The 22,083-nt window shown below is 71.1% G+C and carries 24 protein-coding genes and 1 pseudogene; 17 read left to right on the top strand and 8 right to left on the bottom strand.

The window, feature by feature from the left end; translation table 11 throughout:
* Positions 1 to 3 precede the first annotated feature (3 nt).
* The 8 genes from CU044_RS31860 to CU044_RS31825 all read right to left on the bottom strand — a co-directional run bounded on the left by CU044_RS31860 (position 4) and on the right by CU044_RS31825 (position 7,582).
* Entirely contained in the window at positions 4 to 1,164 is a 1,161-nt protein-coding gene (locus CU044_RS31860; RefSeq protein ID WP_129772207.1) for an alanine racemase, read from the bottom strand.
* 2 nt (positions 1,165 to 1,166) lie between these two features.
* Positions 1,167 to 2,267 (bottom strand): aminotransferase class V-fold PLP-dependent enzyme, encoded by a 1,101-nt coding sequence (locus CU044_RS31855; protein ID WP_129772206.1) that lies wholly within the window; start codon positions 2,265 to 2,267, stop codon positions 1,167 to 1,169.
* A 1-nt stretch (position 2,268) separates the two neighbouring features.
* Positions 2,269 to 3,276 (bottom strand): phosphotriesterase, encoded by a 1,008-nt coding sequence (locus tag CU044_RS31850; protein ID WP_129772205.1) that lies wholly within the window; start codon positions 3,274 to 3,276, stop codon positions 2,269 to 2,271.
* A gap of 47 nt (positions 3,277 to 3,323) precedes the next feature.
* Positions 3,324 to 4,691 (bottom strand): YhfT family protein, encoded by a 1,368-nt coding sequence (locus tag CU044_RS31845; RefSeq protein ID WP_129772204.1) that lies wholly within the window; start codon positions 4,689 to 4,691, stop codon positions 3,324 to 3,326.
* A 31-nt stretch (positions 4,692 to 4,722) separates the two neighbouring features.
* Positions 4,723 to 5,079 (bottom strand): DUF2620 domain-containing protein, encoded by a 357-nt coding sequence (locus tag CU044_RS31840; protein ID WP_129772203.1) that lies wholly within the window; start codon positions 5,077 to 5,079, stop codon positions 4,723 to 4,725.
* A gap of 72 nt (positions 5,080 to 5,151) precedes the next feature.
* A complete protein-coding gene (locus tag CU044_RS31835; RefSeq protein ID WP_129772202.1) occupies positions 5,152 to 5,538 on the bottom strand; it encodes a PRD domain-containing protein in 387 nt (128 codons plus the stop codon).
* A 156-nt stretch (positions 5,539 to 5,694) separates the two neighbouring features.
* On the bottom strand, positions 5,695 to 6,633 hold the full coding sequence (gene yhfZ, locus CU044_RS31830; protein ID WP_129772201.1) for a GntR family transcriptional regulator YhfZ: 939 nt from the start codon (positions 6,631 to 6,633) through the stop codon (positions 5,695 to 5,697).
* A gap of 67 nt (positions 6,634 to 6,700) precedes the next feature.
* Complete coding sequence (locus CU044_RS31825; protein WP_129772200.1) at positions 6,701 to 7,582, bottom strand: methyltransferase domain-containing protein; 882 nt, start codon at positions 7,580 to 7,582, stop codon at positions 6,701 to 6,703.
* 203 nt (positions 7,583 to 7,785) lie between these two features.
* Between CU044_RS31825 and proS the strand changes: the two genes are divergently transcribed.
* The 17 genes and pseudogenes from proS to whiG all read left to right on the top strand — a co-directional run bounded on the left by proS (position 7,786) and on the right by whiG (position 22,068).
* Positions 7,786 to 9,201 (top strand): proline--tRNA ligase, encoded by a 1,416-nt coding sequence (gene proS / locus CU044_RS31820; protein ID WP_129772199.1) that lies wholly within the window; start codon positions 7,786 to 7,788, stop codon positions 9,199 to 9,201.
* A 294-nt stretch (positions 9,202 to 9,495) separates the two neighbouring features.
* Complete coding sequence (locus CU044_RS31815) at positions 9,496 to 10,089, top strand: hypothetical protein (protein ID WP_030351743.1); 594 nt, start codon at positions 9,496 to 9,498, stop codon at positions 10,087 to 10,089.
* Between the two features lie 210 nt (positions 10,090 to 10,299).
* Positions 10,300 to 10,746 carry a 30S ribosomal protein S16 gene (gene rpsP, locus CU044_RS31810; protein ID WP_129772198.1) on the top strand — a complete coding sequence of 149 codons (447 nt, stop codon included), beginning with the start codon at positions 10,300 to 10,302 and terminating at the stop codon, positions 10,744 to 10,746.
* Positions 10,747 to 10,748: 2 nt separating this feature from the next.
* Complete coding sequence (locus tag CU044_RS31805) at positions 10,749 to 10,988, top strand: RNA-binding protein (protein ID WP_129772197.1); 240 nt, start codon at positions 10,749 to 10,751, stop codon at positions 10,986 to 10,988.
* Positions 10,989 to 11,082: 94 nt separating this feature from the next.
* Positions 11,083 to 11,703: a ribosome maturation factor RimM gene (rimM, locus tag CU044_RS31800; RefSeq protein ID WP_129772260.1), complete on the top strand. Its 621-nt coding sequence runs from the start codon at positions 11,083 to 11,085 to the stop codon at positions 11,701 to 11,703.
* Positions 11,703 to 12,524 (top strand): tRNA (guanosine(37)-N1)-methyltransferase TrmD, encoded by an 822-nt coding sequence (gene trmD / locus CU044_RS31795; protein ID WP_129772196.1) that lies wholly within the window; start codon positions 11,703 to 11,705, stop codon positions 12,522 to 12,524. The genes rimM and trmD overlap by 1 nt, the downstream gene beginning before the upstream one ends.
* Positions 12,525 to 12,651: 127 nt before the next feature.
* Entirely contained in the window at positions 12,652 to 13,002 is a 351-nt protein-coding gene (rplS, locus tag CU044_RS31790; RefSeq protein WP_129772195.1) for a 50S ribosomal protein L19, read from the top strand.
* A 69-nt stretch (positions 13,003 to 13,071) separates the two neighbouring features.
* Positions 13,072 to 13,926 carry a signal peptidase I gene (lepB, locus tag CU044_RS31785; protein WP_129772194.1) on the top strand — a complete coding sequence of 285 codons (855 nt, stop codon included), beginning with the start codon at positions 13,072 to 13,074 and terminating at the stop codon, positions 13,924 to 13,926.
* A pseudogene (lepB, locus tag CU044_RS31780) lies at positions 13,919 to 14,942 on the top strand (signal peptidase I). Before lepB (CU044_RS31785) ends, lepB (CU044_RS31780) begins: the two are co-directional and overlap by 8 nt.
* On the top strand, positions 14,911 to 15,846 hold the full coding sequence (lepB, locus tag CU044_RS31775; RefSeq protein WP_129772259.1) for a signal peptidase I: 936 nt from the start codon (positions 14,911 to 14,913) through the stop codon (positions 15,844 to 15,846). Before lepB (CU044_RS31780) ends, lepB (CU044_RS31775) begins: the two are co-directional and overlap by 32 nt.
* An 83-nt stretch (positions 15,847 to 15,929) precedes the next feature.
* Positions 15,930 to 16,700, top strand: coding sequence for a signal peptidase I (gene lepB / locus CU044_RS31770; protein ID WP_129772193.1), 771 nt, complete (start codon positions 15,930 to 15,932; stop codon positions 16,698 to 16,700).
* Between the two features lie 82 nt (positions 16,701 to 16,782).
* Positions 16,783 to 17,259 carry an NUDIX hydrolase gene (locus tag CU044_RS31765; RefSeq protein WP_129772258.1) on the top strand — a complete coding sequence of 159 codons (477 nt, stop codon included), beginning with the start codon at positions 16,783 to 16,785 and terminating at the stop codon, positions 17,257 to 17,259.
* A 54-nt stretch (positions 17,260 to 17,313) separates the two neighbouring features.
* Positions 17,314 to 17,622 (top strand): DUF2469 domain-containing protein, encoded by a 309-nt coding sequence (locus tag CU044_RS31760; protein ID WP_014675276.1) that lies wholly within the window; start codon positions 17,314 to 17,316, stop codon positions 17,620 to 17,622.
* 225 nt (positions 17,623 to 17,847) lie between these two features.
* Positions 17,848 to 18,225: a YraN family protein gene (locus CU044_RS31755; protein WP_129772192.1), complete on the top strand. Its 378-nt coding sequence runs from the start codon at positions 17,848 to 17,850 to the stop codon at positions 18,223 to 18,225.
* On the top strand, positions 18,225 to 19,847 hold the full coding sequence (locus CU044_RS31750; RefSeq protein WP_129772191.1) for a YifB family Mg chelatase-like AAA ATPase: 1,623 nt from the start codon (positions 18,225 to 18,227) through the stop codon (positions 19,845 to 19,847). Before CU044_RS31755 ends, CU044_RS31750 begins: the two co-directional genes overlap by 1 nt.
* The gene (dprA, locus tag CU044_RS31745; RefSeq protein ID WP_129772190.1) at positions 19,844 to 20,986 is read left to right on the top strand and encodes a DNA-processing protein DprA; all 1,143 of its coding nucleotides are present in this window, start codon (positions 19,844 to 19,846) and stop codon (positions 20,984 to 20,986) included. Before CU044_RS31750 ends, dprA begins: the two co-directional genes overlap by 4 nt.
* Positions 20,987 to 21,231: 245 nt before the next feature.
* Positions 21,232 to 22,068, top strand: a complete 837-nt coding sequence (whiG, locus tag CU044_RS31740; RefSeq protein WP_129772189.1) for an RNA polymerase sigma factor WhiG — start codon at positions 21,232 to 21,234, stop codon at positions 22,066 to 22,068.
* The last annotated feature ends 15 nt before the right edge of the window (positions 22,069 to 22,083 follow it).

Below are 22,083 nucleotides of genomic sequence, written 5' to 3'. Positions count from 1 at the left end.
TCCTTACAGGGCCCGGCCCCGCGCGTCGTACAGGCCGGTCAGCCGGGGGTTTCCGGTGGAGAGGCCGGTGACGACCGCGACGGTCGAGCGGGTGACGAAGATCTGCGTACGGAAGGCGAGTACGGCGGTGTCCCCGGCCCGCACCTCGTCGGCGGGGGGCGCGTCCAGCAGCCGGTAGTAGTCGATGTTCTCGGCGGGGGCGTCCTGGACCGGGAGGCGCAGACCGGTGCGGGGCAGCAGGGCGGTGCGGATGCCGGCGCGGCTGTAGAAGCCGCCGCCGTAGAGCGCGGGCCTGCCGTCCGCGAGGGTGTGGGCGACCTCGCTGACGTAGACGTAGGCGGGCTGTTCCGGCTGGTGCGGGTCGATCGCGTGGAGCGGGGTGGTGCCGGTGAGGGAGTGGCCGGGCTCGCCGTGGGTGGCGCCCCGTTCGGCCAGCAGGGGCAGCGTCGCCATGGAGGTGGCGCTGGGGGCGCTGAGCGCGACCGGGTGGTGGCCGCGGGCGGTGAGCAGTTCCCTTGCCTTGAGGGCGAGTTCGAAGTTGGGGGTGGCGGCGGGCAGGCCGGTGGCCGGGTCGCACAGGACGCAGGGGAACGCGGTGACCCCCGCGATACGGATCGACGGCAGCTGTTCGGCGGCGGACGCGAACTCGTCCAGCGCGTCCAGGGGCACGCCGCCTTCCTGCCCCGGGTAGACGGAGCCGGGAACGCCTTCGAGACGTACGAACACGTCCTGGACGAAGCCCAGTTCACCGGCGGCCGCCGAGACGGCCCGCGCGTTGGCGAGATCGAAGACGGTCACCGCCTCGGGCCGCCAGGCGAGCAGCTCGGGCAGGTCGCGGCGCGGGATCTGCACGAGATGGCCGAGGTTGCCGGCCCCCGCTCCGGTGGCGTGCAGGGTGCGGGCCTCGGAGGGGTCGATCGCGGCGAACCGCGGGATGTGCCGGGCGACCGCCCGGATCAGCTCGGGGTTGCGGCCGAACTGTTTGACCACGAACCACAGCGAGAGCCCGAGCCGTTCGGCCTCGGCCGCCAGCAGCGCGGCGTTGCCCTCGACGGCGTCCGCGTCCATGACGTACGTGTCGGGCGGGATGGCACCGGAGCGGTGCAGCGCGGTCGCCGTGTCGACGAGCGCGGGGTTGCGGGTGAGGACGGTGTCCAGGAACACGATCAGCCCTTCAGGTCGTGCAGCGAACGGCGGAGGATCCCGATCACGAGATCGGCTCCGGCCCGCATGGGGTTGATCCGTACGGTCCAGTCGGCGAGCTCGGGGGAGTCGTCCAGCGACGAGCCGGACATCCGGTAGACGAGCGGGGCGATCTCGTAGCGGGAGTTGGAGCCCACGGGATAGGGCGCGGCGCCGTACCGCGCGGCGACGGCGGGCAGCTCACGGGCGACCGGACGGTCGAGCCGTACCAGCAGACAGCGGTCCTGGGCGTTGGCGACGCGTACCTCGGCGACGCCCGGCACCTCACCGGCGGCGAGCCGCTCCGCGATCTCCGCGCCGACCCGGGACTGGAGCGCCCACAGGACGGGGACGTGGGTGAGGGCGCGGAGCGCGTCGAGGGCCTGGTGGCCCTGGACCTGGCCGCCGCCCGAGTAGTTGTCGGCGCGGACGTGTCCGACGAGATCGCGGGTGCCGACGACCGCGCCGACGCCTTCGGGGCCGTGCAGTTTGAAGAGGGAGAAGCAGGAGGCGTCCGCGCCCAGTTCCACCCCGGAGGCGGGTACGCGCATCACCGCGTAGTTGTCGTCGACGACCGTGCGGACCCCGGCGGCGCGGCAGGCCGCGAGGACCTCGCCCGGATCGTAGGAGTCGGCCAGTCGCTGCCGGGTGTGCTGGACGTACGCCCAGGAGAACGCGCCGGACTCCAGGGCCCGGCGGAGCGCCGCGGGGTCGTTGAAGTCGGCCTCGGTGGTACGGACCCCGAGGCCGCGCAGGGTGACGGCGGTCGTCCGGTAGACCGGGGCCCGGTGGATCAGCAGCGGGTCGCCGGGGGAGACGGCCGCGGCGAGCGCGGCGCGGATCGCGCCCGTACCCGCGCCCTGGACGAGCGCCGCGTCCTCGGCGCCGAAGTAGTCGGCGAGTACGGCCTCGACGCGGGCGGTCGTACGGGGGCGGCCGAGACCCGGTACGACACCGGCGTCCGCCTCGAAGAGCCGTGGTCCCTCGAAGTGCGCGGCGGTGCACTCCAGGAGGCGGAACTGCCGCTGGGCCGCGTCCTCCAGGGTGACGGTCGCCAGCGGGAAGGTCCGCGGGAGCACGGGCATCTCAGATCTCCTCGGTGTCGGTGTCGGTGTCGGTGTCGGTGTCGGTGTCTACGTCTGCGTCGGTGGCCGGGGCGTCGTCCGTGTACGCGCCGGTCAGGAAGCGCAGCGGATTGCGCCGGGTCAACAGGTCGATCAGCTCGTCGTCCACGCCCGCCGCGCGCGCCTTGGGGAGGAAGGACCGGAAGAGATGGCCGTACCCCTGGCCGCCCTCCGACTCCAGATAGCCGTGGCGCGAGATGTCGCAGCTGAGCAGGGCGCGGTCCGCGTGACCGGCGTCCAGCAGGGCGAGCAGCAGGCGCAGCCGGGTGTCGTCGCTCTGGTAGGACTCCTTGCCGACGGTGTCGAAGGCGACGTACGCGCCGCTCGCCGCCAGTTCGCGGTGGACGGCGGGATCGTCCAGCAGGTCCTGGTGGCCGAGGCAGATCCGGTGCGGAGCCAGGCCCGTACCGGTGAGCAGTTCGAGCTGGGCGAGTCCGCCACGGCCGAGCTGGGCATGGGTGGCGACCGACAGACCGGTGGCGGCGGCGGCGTGCGCCGAGGCGAGCAGCGCCCGGCTCTCAGGCTCGCTGGGCCGGTCGCCATGGCTGCCGATCTCGCCGAGCACGCCGGGCCGGATCCCGGTGGAGCCGATCCCGTCGGTGATCTCCTGGATCAGGGTCTCGGTGAGCCGGCCGACGGACGTGCCGCCGATCTCGTCCGGGTGGAACGGCTCGTAGTACCAGCCGGTGGCCGCGACCACCGCGACCCCGGACTTCTCGGCGACGCGGGCCAGGGCGCGCGGGTCGCGGCCCATGCCGCGGCAGGTCAGCTCGATGACCAGGGAAAGCCCGAATTCGGCGCGCAGCGCGGTCAGTTCGGAGGTGACGGCGTCCAGGTGGCGCCCGGCGTCGAGGACGGCGGCGCCGTCGCCCGTACGGTCGAGATCGAGGACGAGATGTTCGTGGGAGAGTGCCGGGCCGCGCACGGCGGAGACGGGCAGCGGCCCGGCGACGGTGGTGAGATGAGGCATGAGCGTGGGGGTGCCTTCCTGGCGGTCCTGTCCGGACCGTCGCGGGGTCAGCCCTTGAGGGGGGTGAACAGGTCCAGCCAGTAGAGGAGGTTGAGGAGTACGCCGCCGACGATGACCGCCGCGGGCGCCGCCGCCATCCGCACCACGGGCCTGCCCATCGCCTCGTTGAGGAGATAGAGCCCGCCGACGATGAGGATCGCGAGTCCGCCGCCCATGACATTGGCCGCGAGCAGTGAGCCGAAGAGGATCGCCAGTTGCAGGGTGTCGGTGATCGCGCTCCGCAGATGCTCGGAGGAGTCCCGCACGCTCGGCAGCTTGCCCAGGACCTTGCCGATGGAGGACAGGGCCAGCACTTCGAGGGCGAAGACCACGGCGCCGACGACGGCCGCCAGGATCGGGTTGGGGAGCAGATAGCCGATGGGGTAGACGAGCGTGAAACCGGCGATGCCGTACGCGCCGGACGCGAGCGCGGTCGTCGCGATCAGCGGGATGAAGCCGAAGACCCGGTAGAAGTCGACCTGGGCGGCCTCGCTGTACTGGCCCTTGGCGATCAGGAAGCTGGTCGCCTCGCCGCCGCCGAAGATATGCATCTGCGCCAGCACACAGACTCCGGCGCCCAGCACCATGAACAGCGGCAGATACCGGCGCAGACGCAGCGCGCTGGCGCTGAAGAGCGAGGCCATCGGATCGTCCCCGGCCACCGCCCGCTGCCCCGTACCCGAGGTCTCCTCGCCCGCCGCCCGTGCGGCGGCCCGGTCCGCCGTGCGCTGGAGCAGGTCCTTCCGGACGGCGAAGCCGATGAGCAGCAGCACACCGGCCGCCATCGCCAGTGAGCCGGCGAAGACGTTGGGCCAGAGCTTCATCGTCATGATCACGAGCGCCAGCTCCAGCACGGCCGCCAGGCCGCCGCGCAGCCGCCCGAACTGCTTGGTGATGGCGAGCACAGGGAAGAGCGTGAACAGGAAGAGGATCGGCGTCGACATCTGCTGCATCGCCGTCAGGAAGTCGACGGGCAGATCGTGCGCGACGTCATTGGCCCCGTTGAGACCGAAGACGACCACGGCGCCCCAGGCGCCGCCGAGCAGCGGCGCGAGCCATTTCCTCGGCGCGAGGATGCCCAGGATGTCGGTGGGGAGGAAGAGCAGCCAGGGGTTGAGCACCCCGCTGGACAGCGCCATCGGGGCGCCGAGGCCGAAGATGAAGCCCGCCGAGAGGCCGAAGGAGACCGCGGTGGTGGCGGTCCGCTTGGAGCGTCCCTGGATGAAGTCGAGCATGAAGGGGCGTACGCCGTCGTTGAACACGGCCAGCGCCATGTGCGCGATGAAGGCGGTCAGCGCGCACAGGGCTATGACGAAAAGCTTCTGCGTCAGCGAGAAGTCCAGACTGGTACTCGCTGCGAGGACGGTGGTGCTCACGGGGTCTCTCCTCGGGTCCTGGCAGGTCTTCTCAGCCGCGCGCGGCGATCGCGCGGGCCATGATCGGGGCGATCACGTCGATCTGGTCGATGGCGAAGCCGAAGACCTTCTTGCCGTCCGCCAGCAGAGCGGTGACCTCGTCCTCGGCGGGGACGTGGCGGCCGAAGGTGTGGCAGAGCGGCCGGCCCAGGAGGCCGACCAGGATGCCGAGGGAGGCACCGGCGCCGGTGTGACAGGTGCCGAGGTAGTAGTCGGCCTGCCCGGCGCGGAGCTTCATCGCGGCGTCCATGTCGTTGGAGACCGTGATCTCCAGACCGCCGAGGGCGAGTGCGGAGACGGTGTTCGCGACCTCGGTCTTGCCGACGCCGCCGGTGAGGATCTTCGTCATGGCTGGGTCCTTCGCGCTACGAGTGAGAGGGGACCTACGGGAGAGATGTGGGATCTACGAGTGGGATGAGACCTACGAGTGGGGTGAGGCGGGCGAGTTCTGGGCCAGTACGGCGAGATGCAGGCCCAGGAAGTTGATCTCGGAGTCGGGGAGCGGAGCACCCAGCTCCCGTTCGGCGCGTACGGAGACCGCGCGGGCGCGGGCCACGGCCTCGGGGTGGTCCGCGAGTTCGGCCGCCACCTGCCCGTCGGTCCTGAACTCCTCGATCGGCGCGCCGTCGAGCAGCCGGTCGAGGGCCATCATCAGATGGCTGGTGAGCATCCCCGCCGTGGCCTCGGTGACGGTATGGCCCTCGGCGGCCAGGGAGTCCAGCTCCCCGGTCACGAACGCGGCGACCTCGGGCCTGACCTGGCCGCTCTCGCGGAACAGCCGGACGCGGAGGGCGAGCTGGTCGTCCATGGGCTTGGGTCTTCCTTTCCTTCGATCAGATTCCTCGGGTCCGGTTCCTTGGGTCCGGTCCTCGGGGGTAACGAAGAGACAGTAACCAGGATTTTGTATTTTGAGCCGACGCGTCGACGCGCGGGGTGTCCTTTCGCGTGGCCGGGGCGGTGGCGGTCAGTACGAGGGCGTGCGCTCACCGCGCAACACCTCGGCCTGGAGGGAGGTGACGACCGACAGATCGAGGGACTCGCGTACGGCGCCGAGCGCCTTCGCCCCCTCCGTCCTGCCGATGATCGCCGCGCTGGAGTTGCGCAGCGACAGATCGCGGGTGACCTCGTCGCCGAGCGGCAGGACGTCCACGCTCATACCGAGCAGCCCCTGCACCTCATCGAGGTTCCAGACGGTGGCGTCGGCCAGATCGTGTTCGAACAGATCGCGCAGCTGCATGTACGACGCCTCGATCCACTCGATGTCCGAGCGCCCGGCGAACGCGCGCTCGGCGAGCATCCGCTGATCCTCCGAGGCGTGGTCGACGGCGACGCGCAGCCCCGGGATCTCCGGGTCCGAGCCGCGCCGCAGCAGCAGGCCGTGCGCCCCGACATAGGTGGCCGGGCCCAGATCCGCGACCAGCTCGACGGGATGGTCCTCGATCAGCCGGTCGGCGGCGAAGCGCGACAGGACGACGAGATCGACCTTGCCTTCGAGGAGGGCGGTCGTACGGGCGCCGGCGCCCCGCATGAAGGTGATCGCGAAGGGCGCGCCGGCCTCCTCGAAGGCGGCGCGCAGCCCTGTCGCCAGCCCCTCGTACCGGCGGGAGTACGGCAACGGCATCGCGGCGAGGAGCGTGCCGAGCCCGGAGAGCCGCCACAGTATGGAGCGGTCCGAGCGGACGAGGAAGGTGCCGAGATGGCCCCGGGCCGTCGTCTCGATCGCCTCGGCGTTCTCCAGCAGCTGGAGCGCGGCCTGGACGGTGCCGTTCCCCACGCCCAGCTCCACGGCGAAGTCCCGCACGCGCGGCAGCCGGGTCTCCGGCTCGTGGTTCAGCAGGAGAACCGCCAGCTGCCGGGCCGCGAGGCCGTTGCGGGTCAGGAAACGCTCGTCGAAGCCAGTCACGGATGCGACAGTAAACAGAATTCCGGATACTGTCCAGGGTTTAGTACCGGTCCGTTATGGGCGGCTCTCAGGGCGTACGGGCAATCAGATACCGGAAGACGTTCGGCATCCAGACCGTGCCGTCACGGCGCAGATGCGGATGGAGCGCCTCGCCGATCTCCTTCTCCACCAGCCGGCGGTTCGTCGTCCGGATCGCGCCGTCGAACACCCCTGTCGACAACAGGCCGCGGACCGCGCTCTCCTGGTCCGCGTACCCGAACGGGCAGGCCACCCGCCCCGAACCGTCCGGCTTCAGCCCGGCCCGCGCCGCGACCTCCTCCAGATCGTCGCGGTGCCCCGGCCGCCGGGCGCCCCTGCGCGGGCGGTCGCCCAGCCGACCCGCGACCCGCAGGACGCCGTCCGTGGCGCAGCGCTCCGGCGGACCCCAGGCCGCGAGCACCACGGGCGTGCCGCGCCGGGCCAGTGGTATCGCCTCGTCGAGCGCCGGCCCCAGCCCCTTCGCGTCGCCCGCCACGGAGCCGATCGGCTGGAAGGCGGTGATCAGGTCGTACGGTGAACGGCCCGGCCCCGGCGCGGCGTCGGCCATCCGGTCCACCGGCAGCAGTGTGCCCGTGTCCGCCGCCCGGTCCGTCCGGCCGTCCCGCTCCAGGTCGGCGCGGAGCCGCTCGCGGGCCAGTGCCAGCCGCTCGTTGTCGGAATCGACGCCGGTCACCCGCGCACCCCGCGCGGCCGCGAGCAGCAGGGCGAGCCCCGAGCCGCAGCCGAGACCGAGCACCCGGGTCCCGCTCCGGACCTCCAGGCGCTCGTACACCGCTTCGTAGAGCGGCACCAGCATCCGTTCCTGTATCTCGGCCCAGTCGCGGGCGCGCGCGCCCGCCTCGGCGGAGACCGCCGGTGCCGTGACCGCGTTCGAGAGCTGCTGGTGGTGCCCGCCGAGCGTACGTGTCATGGATAGCGCCCCAATCCGCCGAGAGGTCGGTCGTGCCCTGATGGACTCCCCCCGTGTGCATGCGCGCGTTCTTCCCCCGTATGCCAGAGAACTCCCCATCCGTGCCCGCGTCCAGTGGGCGGCGGGCAAAGCGTGTATGCCCCGGGCGTGCGCTCCCGCGCGCATGGCCGGTTCCTTTCGTCCCAGCCCGTACGATGCCCGCCATGGCGAAGGCACCTGTTCTCACGCCCCGGGCCGACGACTTCCCCCGCTGGTACCAGGATCTGATCAACAAGGCCGAACTGGCCGACAACGGGCCGGTGCGCGGCACGATGGTGATTAGGCCATATGGGTACGGTCTGTGGGAGCGGATGCAGCAGGAGCTGGATACCCGCATCAAGGCCGCCGGCGCCTCGAACGCGTACTTCCCGCTCCTCATCCCGCAGTCGTATCTGACCCGGGAGGCGGCGCACGTCGAGGGGTTCGCGCCCGAACTGGCGATCGTCACGCACGGCGGCGGCAAGGACCTGGAGGAGCCGGTCGTCGTACGGCCCACCTCCGAGACGATCGTCAACGAGTACTTCGCCAAGTGGGTGCGCAGCTACCGCGATCTGCCGCTGCTGATCAACCAGTGGGCCAATGTCGTCCGCTGGGAGATGCGCCCCCGCGTCTTCCTGCGCACCACCGAATTCCTCTGGCAGGAGGGCCACACCGCCCACGCCACCTACGAGGACGCCAGGGACTATGCCGCGCACATCCACCGCGACGTCTACGCGGACTTCATGACCGAGGTCCTCGCGATCGATGTCGTGCTGGGCCGCAAGACCGCGCGCGAGCGCTTCGCCGGAGCCGTCAACACCCTCACGCTCGAAGGGATGATGGGCGACGGCAAGGCCCTCCAGATGGGCACGAGCCACGAGCTGGGACAGAACTTCGCGCGAGCCTTCCACACCCGGTATCTGTCGAAGGAGGGCACCGAGGAGCTGGTCTGGCAGACCTCCTGGGGCGCCTCGACCCGGATGGTCGGCGGACTGATCATGTCCCACGGCGACGACGACGGACTGCGCGTCCCGCCGCGGCTCGCCGCCGTGCAGGCCGTCGTGCTGGCCATCAAGGGCGACGAGCCGGTCCTGGCCGCCGTCCGCGAGACCGCCGACCGCCTCCGGCTCGCCGGCGTCCGGGTCCGGATCGACGACCGCACCGACATCCCCTTCGGCCGCCGGGCCGTCGACTGGGAGCTGAAGGGGGTGCCCGTACGGATCGAGATCGGCCCGCGCGACCTGGAGAACGGCACCGCGATGCTCGTACGCCGGATCCCGGGAGGCAAGGAACCGGTGGCGGCCGGCGCCCTCGCCGGGCTGCTGCCCACGGTCCTGGAGGACGACCAGGCGCTGCTGCTGACGGAGTCCAGGGCGCGCCGTGAGGCCCGCACCGCCGACGTCTCCACCGTCGAGGAGGCCGCCGAGGCCGCCGCCGCGGGCGGCTGGGCACGCATCCCCTGGGCGACGCTGGGGGCCGGGGGAGAGGCGGCTCTCGCCGAGCGCGGGGCCTCCGTGCGGTGCCTGGTCGCGGAGGACGGGGCGGTGCCGGAAACGGATGATGAGGCGGGTAGTGTCGCCATTGTGGCCCGCGCGTATTGAGCGGATCCGTCACCAGGCGTCCACCGAGTCCCCCCGCCGGAACCCCTTCCGCGGGGAGCCCCTCTCGAAGGGGAGAAGCTCCTCTTCAAGAGGAAGCGCCGGTGTACGTAGATCGTCTACGCGTCGAAGCGTACGAGACGCTACGTACCACCTTGGTAGGAGCTGTGAGACTTCTCCGCAGATCAGCGCACCCGCCCTCGTCCGGACGCATCAATGGCAACTGACGGGTACGTGCAAATTATTTGGGATGCCCCGTAATGGAACCCGGGAGCCTTCCGGCTCGTTGTTCACGACGTGAGCACGACACCACCTGTTCTCGCCGCAGAGCTGGCGCAGGCGTGGGCCGATATTCAGCGGTCCCACCCCGAGCTGCCGGATCTTGCCGCGCCAGAGTCCCTGATCGGAGAGTCGTCGTCCGCCTGTGGCGCCGAGCTCTCTTTCGAACGACTGCTTCACGAAGCGGTCCATGGCATCGCCGCGGCCAGAGGTGTCCGGGACACCTCGCGGGCCGGCCGCTATCACAACCGCCGATTCCTGGCGATCGCCGAGGAGATGGGCCTCGACCATCCCGAGGAGCCGCATCCCAGCAGTGGTTTCTCCCTGGTCTCGCTCAGCCCCGAGGCGAAGCGGCGGTACCGCCCCACGATCGAGCGATTGCAGCGCGCCCTCAAGGCGCACACGGTCGCGACGGCCGCCGACACCAAGCGCAGCTTCCGCGGCCCGGCCGCCAGACACGGCTCGTCCGGCGGCGGGGTGCGCGTCAAGGCGGTCTGTGACTGCGGGCGGAACGTACGGGTCGTACCGTCGGTCCTCGCCCAGGCCCCGATCGTCTGCGGCGGCTGCGGCAAGCCCTTCCGCATCCCCGAAGTGGTCGGCGCCGCGGGCTGAGTCACCGGCCGTCCCGGACGCTCCCGCCGCCTGCCCGCCACCGGGTCATGCCCGGTCGCGGGCGTATGGCAGAATGGCCAGCTGTACTCGACAGTCGCACAGGACCCCTCTCTCCTCCGGCTGACGCGTCCATCGGGCGGATCGGGTACCGCAACCCCACGCGGCATCCCGTTGTGCCCAACCACGTCAAGACCAGGAGACACCACTCCAGTGGCAGTCAAGATCAAGCTGAAGCGTCTGGGCAAGATCCGTTCGCCTCACTACCGCATCATCGTCGCCGACTCCCGTACCCGCCGTGACGGCCGGGCCATCGAGGAGATCGGTCTGTACCACCCGGTGCAGAACCCCTCGCGCATCGAGGTCGACTCGGAGCGCGCGCGTTACTGGCTGTCCGTCGGCGCCCAGCCGACCGAGCCGGTTCTCGCGATCCTCAAGCTCACCGGTGACTGGCAGGCGCACAAGGGCCTGCCGGCCCCCGCGCCGCTGCTCCAGCCGGAGCCGAAGGCCGACAAGCGCGCCCTCTTCGAGGCCGCCGCGAAGGACGCCGGCGACGAGCCCAAGGGTGAGGCGATCACTCAGAAGGCCAAGAAGTCCGACAAGAAGGCCGACGAAGCCGGGACCGAGTCCTCGGCCGCCGCCGAGTCGACCGAGGCCTGAGCATGCTCGAGGAGGCTCTCGAGCACCTCGTGAAGGGCATCGTCGACAACCCGGACGAAGTGCAGGTGGCCTCGCGCACCCTGCGCCGCGGCCGTGTGCTGGAGGTCCGGGTGCACCCGGACGACCTCGGCAAGGTGATCGGCCGCAACGGCCGCACCGCACGTGCTCTGCGGACCGTCGTGGGCGCCATCGGCGGCCGTGGCATCCGCGTCGATCTCATCGACGTGGACCAGGTCCGCTGAGACAGCAGGACACCGGCAGGGGCCGGGAGGGCCATGGCCTTCCCGGCCTTCGCTGTTCCCGGTGCGTGATCGTGAACAAGAAGGTGGAGTGTCAGTGCAGTTGGTGGTCGGGCGGGTGGGCCGCGCCCATGGGATCAAGGGCGAGGTCACCGTCGAGGTACGTACGGACGAGCCCGAACTGCGGCTCGGGCCCGGCGCCGTACTCGCCACGGAGCCGGCCCAGGCCGGACCGCTGAGGATCGAGACGGGCCGGGTGCACAGCGGCAGGCTGTTGCTGCGCTTCGAGGGCGTACGCGACCGTACGGGCGCCGAGGCGCTGCGCAATGTCCTGCTGATCGCGGAGGTCGACCCCGAGGAACTCCCCGCGGACCCCGAGGAGTTCTACGACCATCAGCTGATGGACCTGGACGTGGTGCTCGCCGACGGCACGGAGATCGGGCGGATCACCGAGATCTCGCATCTGCCCTCGCAGGACCTGTTCATCGTGGAGCGGCCGGACGGCAGCGAGGTGATGATCCCCTTCGTGGAGGAGATCGTCACCGAGATCGACCTGGAGGAGCAGCGGGCCGTCATCGACCCGCCGCCGGGGCTGATCGACGACGGGGCGGAGATCGCTTCCGGCCGGGACGGCGACTCCGGGGCCGCGGGCACCGGCGAGGACGGCGTGTCCGGTACATCCGGCGAGGACGGCGCGTCCGGCAGGGACGGCGGCTGATGCGGCTCGATGTGGTCACGATCTTCCCGGAGTACCTGGAACCGCTGAACGTCTCGCTCGTCGGCAAGGCCCGCGCGCGCGGGCGACTCGACGTGCACGTACACGACCTCAGGGAGTGGACGTACGACCGGCACAACACGGTCGACGACACCCCGTACGGCGGCGGTCCCGGCATGGTCATGAAGACCGACCCCTGGGGCGACGCACTGGACGACGTCCTGGCGGGCGGCTACGAGTCGGGCGCCCGTGGCCCGGTCCTGGTCGTCCCCACCCCCAGCGGCCGCCCCTTCACCCAGGAACTGGCCGTCGAACTGTCCGAGCGGCCCTGGCTGGTCTTCACCCCCGCGCGTTACGAGGGCATCGACCGCCGGGTCATCGACGAGTACGCGACCCGGATACCGGTGGTCGAGGTCTCCATCGGTGACTATGTGCTCGCCGGCGGCGAGGCCGCCGTACTGGTGATCACCGAGGCCGTGGCCCGGCTGCTGCCCGGCGTGCTCGGCAACGCGGAGTCGCACCGCGACGACTCCTTCGCCCCCGGCGCGATGGCGAATCTGCTGGAGGGCCCCGTCTACACGAAGCCGCCGGAGTGGCGCGGACGCGGGATTCCCGAGGTGCTGCTCAGCGGCCACCACGGCAGGATCGCGCGCTGGCGGCGGGACGAGGCGTTCCGGCGCACCGCCCTCAACCGGCCCGATCTGATCGAGCGCTGCGACCCGGCGTCCTTCGACAAGAAGGACCGCGAGATGCTCTCCATCCTGGGCTGGGCGCCGGAGCCCGGCGGCCGATTTTGGCGCAGGCCCGAGGCCATGGAAGAATAGGCCGCTGCTGTACGTCCGGTGTGCGCCCCTGCCACAGGGGGAACGACGCCCGCCCGACGCGAACGGCACATCAGACTCTCTCGATATCCGCTGATGACCTGTGGCATCAGCGAGGAAGCAGACCTTCATGGCCAGCCTGCTCGACGTCGTCGACGCATCGTCGCTCCGCAGCGACCTCCCCGCTTTCCGTCCCGGTGACACCGTGAACGTCCACGTACGCGTCATCGAGGGCAACCGCTCCCGTATCCAGCAGTTCAAGGGCGTGGTCATCCGCCGCCAGGGCTCCGGTGTCCGTGAGACCTTCACGGTCCGCAAGGTCTCCTTCTCCGTCGGCGTCGAGCGCACCTTCCCGGTGCACAGCCCGATCTTCGAGAAGATCGAGCTCGTGAGCCGCGGTGACGTCCGTCGCGCCAAGCTGTACTACCTCCGTGAGCTGCGCGGCAAGGCCGCGAAGATCAAGGAGAAGCGCGACAGGTAAGCCCGCCGCGTCCGGGCCGGCCCGGACGCGCACCGGGTCCACAGGGCCGCCGGATAAGATCTGGCCCCGATGGACACCGAAGCACGACAGACGGAGCGCGATCGCTCTTCCGCGTCCCACGACGGGACGGAAGAGGGGTCGCGCTCCGCGTGTTCCCCCCGTTCCTCCCGGAGGCTATCCCGGCTGCCCGGACTGTCCGGGCTCTCCTGGGGAAGAGTGGGGCTGCTCGGGCTCGTCTGCGGTGTCTTCGCGCTGCTCCTCAGCAACTTCGTGGTGCAGCCGTTCCTGATCCCCAGCGGTTCGATGGAACCCACCCTCCAGGTCGGGGACCGGGTACTCGTCAACAAGGTGGCGTACCGTTTCGGTACCGCGCCGGAGCGCGGTGATGTGGTGGTCTTCGACGGCACCGGATCCTTCGTCCAGGAGCCGTCGAGCGAGAACCCCGTCACCGGGCTGCTGCACGGGGCGGCCGCGGCCCTGGGTCTCGCCGAGCCCGCCGAGACCGACTTCGTCAAGCGCGTGGTCGGTGTGGGGGGTGACCGCGTGGTCTGCTGCGACAAGGGGGGCAGGGTCGAGGTGAACGGCCGGGCCGTGGACGAGCGGTATCTGTACGCCGGTGACGCGCCCTCCAGCGTCCCCTTCGACATCGTCGTACCGCAGGGCACCCTCTGGGTGATGGGCGACCACCGCAGCAACTCCCGCGACTCCCGTGACCATCTCGGCGACCCCGGCGGCGGCATGGTGCCCGTGGACAAGGTCATCGGACGGGCGGACTGGATCGGCTGGCCGCTGGGCCGCTGGGCCGTCCTGGAGCCGACAGGGGCCTTCCACGGTGTACGGAACCCGGGTGACGAGGCGGCCCCGGGTGACGAGGCGGTCCCGGCCGCCATAGGGACCCCTGCCCGGGGCGGTGTCCATGGGTAAGCGGGGGCGCCGTCGCCCTCCCAGCCATGGGGCCGACACCCGGCTGCCCACCGGCTCCCGGCCCACCACCGGCCGGACGCTGCCGGGGCGCGCGGAGCGCCGTAAGCTCGCCCGCCGGGTCAAGCGTCGCCGTCAGAGGTCCGCGGCGAAGGAGATACCGCTCCTCATCACCGTGGCGGTGCTGATCGCGCTCGTCCTCAAGACCTTCCTGGTGCAGGCGTTCGTGATCCCCTCGGGATCGATGGAGCAGACGATCAGGATCAGCGACCGGGTGCTGGTGGACAAGCTCACGCCGTGGTTCGGCTCGAAGCCGGAGCGCGGCGATGTCGTGGTCTTCAAGGACCCCGGCAACTGGCTTCAGGACGAGAAGCCGGCGCCGGACAACTCGCCCATCGTGATCAAACAGGTCAAGCAGGCGCTGACGTTCATCGGACTGCTGCCGTCCGCCGACGAGCAGGATCTGATCAAGCGTGTCGTCGCGACCGGCGGGGACACCGTCAAGTGCTGCGACCGGGACGGCAAGGTCACCGTCAACGGCACGCCGCTGACCGAGCCGTATCTGAACCCCGGGAACGCGCCCTCCACGATCCCCTTCGAGGTACGGGTGCCGGCCGGACGCATCTTCGTGATGGGGGACCACAGGTCCAACTCGGCCGACTCCCGCTTCCACCTCCAGGAGGCGGACAAGGGGACCGTCTCGGAGGACGAGGTCGTGGGCCGCGCGGTCGTCATCGCCTGGCCGGTCGGTCACTGGCGGCGACTGGAGGAGCGGGAGACCTACGCTTCGGTCCCGGATCCGCGCGCCGCGCCGACGACGGCACTGGGACCGTCCCATAGGCTGTCTTCCCAGGATCTGAACGGATTGATCCGGCTCCCGAGCCCTGCGGAACTCCCGCTCGTTATGGGAGTGGTGGGCCTGTCCCGTCTCCGGGGCAGGCGGTCGCACGGAGTAATCGCACGGAGTGAGGAGTGGATGTGGGGGATGTGGCGGTCGGCGCACGATCCGGACACGATGATCCCGAGGAGGGACACGAGCAGCTCGCCGAGTCGCCCGAGAACGTGACGGACAGGCGGATGGAACGCGGAAGCGGGTCCGGCGGGATCCATGACGGCGACAGGGACGGCGACGAAGACGGACCGGACGCGAGGAAACCGCGCTCCTTCTGGAAGGAGCTGCCCCTCCTCATCGGGATCGCGCTGCTGCTGGCGCTTCTGATCAAGACGTTCCTGGTGCAGGCGTTCTCGATCCCCTCGGACTCGATGCAGGACACCCTGCAACGGGGCGACCGGGTGCTGGTGGACAAGCTCACCCCCTGGTTCGGCTCCGAGCCGGAGCGTGGCGAGGTCGTCGTCTTCCATGACCCGGGCGGCTGGCTGGACAACACCCAGGCACCCGAGCCGAATGTGGCGCAGCGGTTCCTGAGCTTCATCGGGCTGATGCCGTCGTCCGAGGAGAAGGATCTGATCAAGCGGGTCATCGCGGTCGGCGGTGACACGGTGGAGTGCAAGAAGGGCGAAAAGGTTCAGGTCAACGGGGTTCCGTTGAACGAGACGGACTACATCTACCCGGGCAACACTCCCTGTGACGACAAGCCGTTCGGGCCGATCGACGTGCCCAAGGGCAGCATCTGGGTGATGGGCGACCACCGGCAGAACTCGCTGGACTCCCGCTACCACCAGGAGCTGACCGGTAACGGCACGGTCTCCAACGACGAGGTCGTCGGGCGCGCCTTTGTGGTGGCCTGGCCGGTCAACCGCTGGTCTCTGCTTCCGGTGCCCGGCACGTTCGACCAGTCCGGGCTGAGCGCGGCGGCGTCGGTGGCCTCGGCCGCGGTTCCGGGGGCGCTGGGCCTGGCCGGAGCGGTGCCGTTCGTCCTGTGGCGCCGAAGGAGGCTGACCCGGGGGCGTACCGCCGGGTAGGGTGCCGTCCCGGATCGTCGATCTCCGAGGATCATTCTCCGGAACGGTGAGTGATCGTTCTCCGGAACGGGGGGAGTGCTGGGATGAGCGGATCAGGACGAGCGGAACGTTCGAACGGCGGCCACGGCCGCCTCGGCAGTGTGCTGTCGGGGCTGGCCGTGGCCGTCGGCTGTGTGCTCTTCCTCGGCGGGTTCGGGTGGGGAGCCGTCGAGTATCTGCCGTACACCGTTCCGACCAATTCGATGGACCCGACCGTGAAGGCCGGGGACCGGGTGCTGGCACAGCGGATATCCGGCGACGAGGTGCGCCGCGGCGACGTGGTGGTCTTCAAGGACGCGGACTGGGCCAATATGCCGATGGTGAAGCGGGTGGTCGCGGTCGGCGGCGACAAGATCGCCTGCTGTGACGCGGACGGCCGGCTGACCGTCAACGGCACGGCGGTCGAGGAGCCGTATGTACAGGGAATGATCGGCGGGCGGGCGTCCACGACCGACTTCGACGCGACCGTGCCCGAGGGGAAGCTGTTCCTGCTCGGTGATGAACGCAGCGGTTCGCTGGACTCCCGGATCCATCTGGACGACGCGGGGCAGGGGTCGGTGCCGCGCTCGGCGGTCGACGCGCGCGTCGATGCCGTGGCCTGGCCGCTGGGCGGCGTGATCGAGCGGCCGGCGGGCTTCGCGGCGCTGCCGGGCGGGGTGTCCGGGCCGGGGCCGGTGCGGCTGATCGTGGCGGCGGTGGTGGCCGGGGCGCTGCTGATCTTCGGCGGGGCGGCGTACGGGCCGGTCGCCCGGTGGTTCTCGAAGCCGCGGGCCGGTGGCAGGAGCGGTGAAGGGGTGTCCGCGGGTGTCCGCTGAATCCGCCGGGGTCACCGGGGCCGCCGGGCCGGGTGGGGCCGCCGGATCGGATGAGACCGCTGCCGGGCCGGGTGGGCGAGCGCTGCGGAAGGTGGCGCGGGTGGTGCTGCTGGATCCGGAGGACCGGATTCTGCTCTTGCACGGCTATGAGCCCGGTGATCCGGACAACGACTGGTGGTTCACGCCCGGCGGGGGTCTGGAGGGCGACGAGACCCGGGAGCAGGCCGCGCTGCGCGAGCTGGCGGAGGAGACAGGGATCACAGAGGTGGAACTGGGGCCCGTGCTGTGGCGCCGGACCTGCTCCTTCCCGTTCGACGGGCGCCGCTGGGATCAGGATGAGTGGTACTTCCTGGCACGTACGACGCAGACCGAGACATCGCCCGGGGGGCTGACCGAGCTGGAGCTGCGAAGTGTCGCGGGGTTGAGGTGGTGGACCTCCGCCGAACTGTCGGCGGCGCGTGAGACGGTGTATCCGACCAGGCTCGCCGAGCTGCTGCGCACGCTGCTCGATGAGGGTCCCCCGGATGCGCCGGTGGACCTCGCCCCCGAGAGCGTCTAGGGGCGCGAGGGCCGGAGCACAATGGGGGGACGTACGGCTGAAGGGGAACATGCCATGAGCGCCGAGGACCTCGAGAAGTACGAGACCGAGATGGAGCTGAAGCTCTACCGGGAGTACCGAGATGTCGTCGGTCTGTTCAAATACGTGATCGAGACCGAGCGTCGCTTTTATCTCACCAATGACTACGAGATGCAGGTGCACTCGGTGCAGGGTGAGGTCTTTTTCGAGGTCACGATGGCCGATGCCTGGGTCTGGGACATGTACAGGCCGGCCAGGTTCGTCAAGCAGGTACGGGTGCTCACGTTCAAGGACGTGAATATCGAGGAGCTGAACAAGAGCGACCTCGAACTCCCCGGCGGCTGAAGGGCGTGATCGTGCCGGGGGCGATGGTGTGAAAGGGCGTCCCGAGTGAGGGTTCTGCCTCAGGGCGCCGGTGTGAGGGCGTCTGCGTGAGCGCGTCTGCGTGAGGGCTCGGGCGCGGGAGCGTCACGGACGAGTGAGCGAGTTTTCCACAACCGCCGGGTTGTCCACCAAGATCCACTAGTTGCGGGCGCTCGCGTCAGAGTCGGTGCCGGAGGTGGTGCCGGAATGAACGCGACGGGGGCACTGGGGCGGTACGGCGAGGATCTGGCGGCGCGGCGGCTGGCCGACGCGGGGATGACCGTGCTGGCGCGCAACTGGCGGTGCGGCAGGGTCGGCGAGATCGACATCGTGGCCCGCGACCGGGACAGCGGGGGCCGGGACGTACTGGTCGTCTGCGAGGTGAAGACCCGCAGGGCCGGCTGGTTCGAGCATCCGATGGCCGCGGTCACGCCGGTGAAGGCGGACCGGCTGAAACGGCTCGCGCACTGCTGGCTGGAGCGGTACGGCGGTCCGCCGCCCGGCGGGGTGCGGATCGATCTGATCGGGGTGCTGCTGCCCGGCCGGGGCGCGCCCGTGGTCGAGCATGCCCAGGGGGTGGCCTGATGGGGTTCGCGCGTGCGTGCTCGGTGGCGCTGCTGGGCGTCGAGGGCGTGGTGGTCGAGGTCCAGGCGGATCTGGAGCCGGGAGTGGCCGCCTTCACCCTGGTGGGGCTGCCCGACAAGAGCCTGGTGGAGAGCCGCGACCGGGTGCGGGCGGCCGTGGTGAACTCCGGGGGCGAGTGGCCGCAGAAGAAACTCACGGTGGGGCTGAGCCCCGCGTCCGTGCCGAAGGGCGGCAGCGGCTTCGACCTCGCCGTGGCCGCCGCGGTGCTCGGGGCCGCCGAACGGATCGATCCCAGGGCCATCGCCGATCTGGTGCTGATCGGGGAGCTGGGCCTGGACGGACGGGTCAGGCCGGTACGCGGGGTGCTGCCCGCCGTGCTCGCGGCGGCCGAGGCGGGCTACCGCCAGGTCGTCGTCCCCGAGCAGACGGCGGGCGAGGCCTCCCTGGTGCCGGGGGTGTCGGTCCTCGGCGTACGGACCTTGCGCCAGCTCATCGCCGTACTGACCGGCGAACCGGTGCCCGAGGAGCCGCCGGAGACCGCGCGGGGACGTCCCGACGCGATGCTCGCCGGGCTGATGGTGCCCGGCGCCGGGGTCGGCACCGGCCTGGCCACGGGCGCCGGGACGGACGACGGACACCGGCCGGATCTCGCGGACGTGGCGGGCCAGGAACCGGCCCGTACGGCGCTGGAGGTGGCCGCGGCCGGCGGGCACCATCTGCTGCTCCACGGACCACCGGGCGCGGGCAAGACGATGCTGGCGGAGCGGCTGCCCGGCGTCCTGCCGCCGCTGACAGGACAGGAAGCCCTGGAGGTCACGGCCGTGCACTCGGTGGCGGGCATGCTGCCGCCCGGCGAGCCGCTCGTCAGCGCCCCGCCCTACTGCGCCCCGCACCACTCGGCGACCATGCAGTCCCTGGTCGGCGGCGGGAACGGGCTTCCGCGGCCGGGCGCGGTGTCGCTGGCGCACCGGGGGGTGCTCTTCCTCGACGAGGCGCCGGAGTTCTCGGGCCGGGCGCTGGACGCCCTGCGGCAGCCGCTGGAGTCCGGCCATGTGGTGGTGGCACGCAGCGCCGGGGTGGTGCGGCTGCCCGCGCGGTTTCTGATGATCCTCGCGGCCAATCCCTGCCCGTGCGGGCGGCACACGCTGGTCGGGGCGGCGTGTGACTGCCCGCCCTCGGCGATCCGCCGCTACCAGGCCCGGCTGTCCGGGCCCCTGCTCGACCGGGTCGATCTCCGGGTCGGCGTCCAGCCCGTCCACCGCGCGGATCTGCTGGGGCAGGGCGGCAGGGGCGAGTCCACGGCGGCGGTCGCCGTGCGGGTACGGGAGGCCAGACAGCGGTCGGCGGCCCGGCTGGAGGACACACCCTGGACGGTGAACAGCGAGGTGCCCGGCCATGAGCTGCGTACGCGCTGGCCCGTCGCCCCCGGAGCGCTCGCCGCGGCCGAACGGGATCTGGAGCGTGGCCTGCTCACCGCGCGCGGCCTGGACCGGGTGCTGCGGGTGGCCTGGACGGTCGCGGACCTCGCCGGGCGAGCCCGGCCGGAATCGCGCGATGTGGCGCTGGCGCTGGAGCTGCGTACCGGCGTGGCCCGGGGTGCGGCGGCAGGAGCGGCGTCATGACCACCGTCACCCCGGCGGAGCGGCTGGCGCGGGCCGCGCTCACGCGGATTCTGGAACCGGGGGACGAGTGCGGCGGACAGTGGCTGCGGAGGTTCGGGGCGGCTCGGCTGCTGGAACTGCTCACCTCACCGGACGCCGGACCCGAGCAGCTCACCGAGGCCGGTGAGCGGCGGCTCGGCGGCTATCGGACACGGGCGGCGACGGCCCACCCCGAACGCGATCTGGCGGCGGTGAACACGCTCGGCGGCCGGTTCGTCTGCCCCGGCGACCGGGAGTGGCCCAGCCAGCTCGACGACCTGGAAGCCGCGGCGCCCATCGGGCTGTGGGTGCGTGGAGCGGCGGATCTGCGGCTCTGGTCACTGCGCTCCGTCGCGGTGGTCGGCGCCAGGGCGTGTACTCCGTACGGGGCACATATGGCGGCGAGTCTGGGCTCTGGTCTGGCGGAGCGCGGCTGGGTCGTGACCTCCGGTGGAGCGTTCGGTGTGGACGGCGCCGCGCACCGCGGTGCGCTGGCGGCCGACGGTGCCACCGTGGCCGTCCTCGCCTGCGGGGTCGACGTGGTCTATCCCCGCGGTCATACGGAGCTGATCGGACGCATCGCCGAACAGGGCCTGGTCATCGGTGAATTACCGCCGGGCGACCATCCCACCCGCAGCAGGTTCGTCCTCCGCAACCGCGTGATCGCCGCGCTCACCAGGGGCACGGTCGTAGTGGAGGCGGAGTACCGCAGCGGCTCCCTGGTCACCGCGCGCGCGGCGCAGCGGCTCGGCCGCTTCACGATGGGCGTGCCAGGCCCCGCCACCAGCGGCCTCTCGGCGGGCGTGCACGAACTGCTGCGCGGTGAGGGAGTGCTGGTCACGGACGCCGCGGAAGTGATCGAGCTGGTGGGAGACATGGGCGAGCTGGCACCGCTCCGACGCGGCCCCGTACTGCCCAGGGATCTGCTCGATCCGGTCAGCGCACGGGTACTGGAAGCGCTGCCCGCGCGGGGAGCCTCGCGGGGGCCGGAGATCGCGCGCGGCGCGGGCACGACCACGGACGAGGCGCTCGGCAGATTGTACGAACTGCACTCGTTGGGGTACGTCGAACGGCATGGCGACGGCTGGCAGTTGGCCGCCGCGCGGCGAGGCGGTACTTGACCTGGGGCATTCGGGTGAAAAGGTGATGCGGATGACCCCTGCCTCTCGATCCGTGACGCACCAGGGGCCGGCGCGAGCGGCGTCGGCCCCGGATCGACGGTGTGGTCGGCGGCGTCCGTCATGGCGGGTACGGGCGCCCGTTCCTCGCTCAGCGCGATGCGTCAGTCACGCTACGCTCACCAGCGTTCCGGCCCCCGAGACAGATGTCCCCCCGCACGTCACAGCAGAACGGCTCAAGGCGACCCATGCCCCAGCACACCTCCGGGTCTGACCGCGCGGCGGCGCCCCCTGCCGCCCGGAGCGGCGTGCGGCCCCCCGCGCCCTCGTCGCTCGACGAGTTGTGGCGGTCGTACAAGGCCACGGGCGACGAGCGGCTGCGCGAGCAGTTGATCCTGCACTACTCGCCCCTGGTGAAGTATGTGGCGGGCCGGGTGAGCGTCGGACTGCCGTCCAATGTCGAGCAGGCCGACTTCGTCTCCTCCGGGGTCTTCGGTCTGATCGACGCGATCGAGAAGTTCGACATCGAGCGGGCCATCAAGTTCGAGACCTACGCGATCACCCGTATCCGCGGCGCGATGATCGACGAACTCCGCGCCCTGGACTGGATCCCGCGCTCCGTGCGGCAGAAGGCCAGGGCCGTCGAGCGCGCCTACGCCACGCTGGAGGCCCAGCTGCGGCGTACGCCCTCGGAGCCCGAGGTCGCCGCCGAGATGGGGATCGCGCTGGAGGAACTGCACGCGGTTTTCAGCCAGTTGTCCCTGGCGAACGTCGTGGCGCTGGAGGAACTGCTGCATGTCGGCGGCGAGGGCGGTGACCGGCTCAGCCTCATGGACACCCTGGAGGACACCGCCGCCGACAACCCGGTGGAGGTCGCCGAGGACCGTGAGCTGAGACGGTTGCTCGCACGGGCCATCAACACCCTCCCCGACCGGGAGAAAACCGTCGTCACGCTCTACTACTACGAGGGCCTCACGCTCGCCGAGATCGGCCATGTCCTCGGGGTGACCGAGAGCCGGGTCAGCCAGATCCACACAAAGTCCGTGCTTCAGTTGCGGGCGAAGCTGGCCGACGTCGGACGCTGACGCTGTGGGGGCGCC

The organism is Streptomyces sp. L-9-10 (assembly GCF_004151105.1).
In the GTDB taxonomy this organism is placed as follows: domain Bacteria; phylum Actinomycetota; class Actinomycetes; order Streptomycetales; family Streptomycetaceae; genus Streptomyces.
The sequence above is the reverse complement of the archived record's forward strand: the minus strand, read 5'-3'. Positions and strand labels throughout refer to the sequence as shown.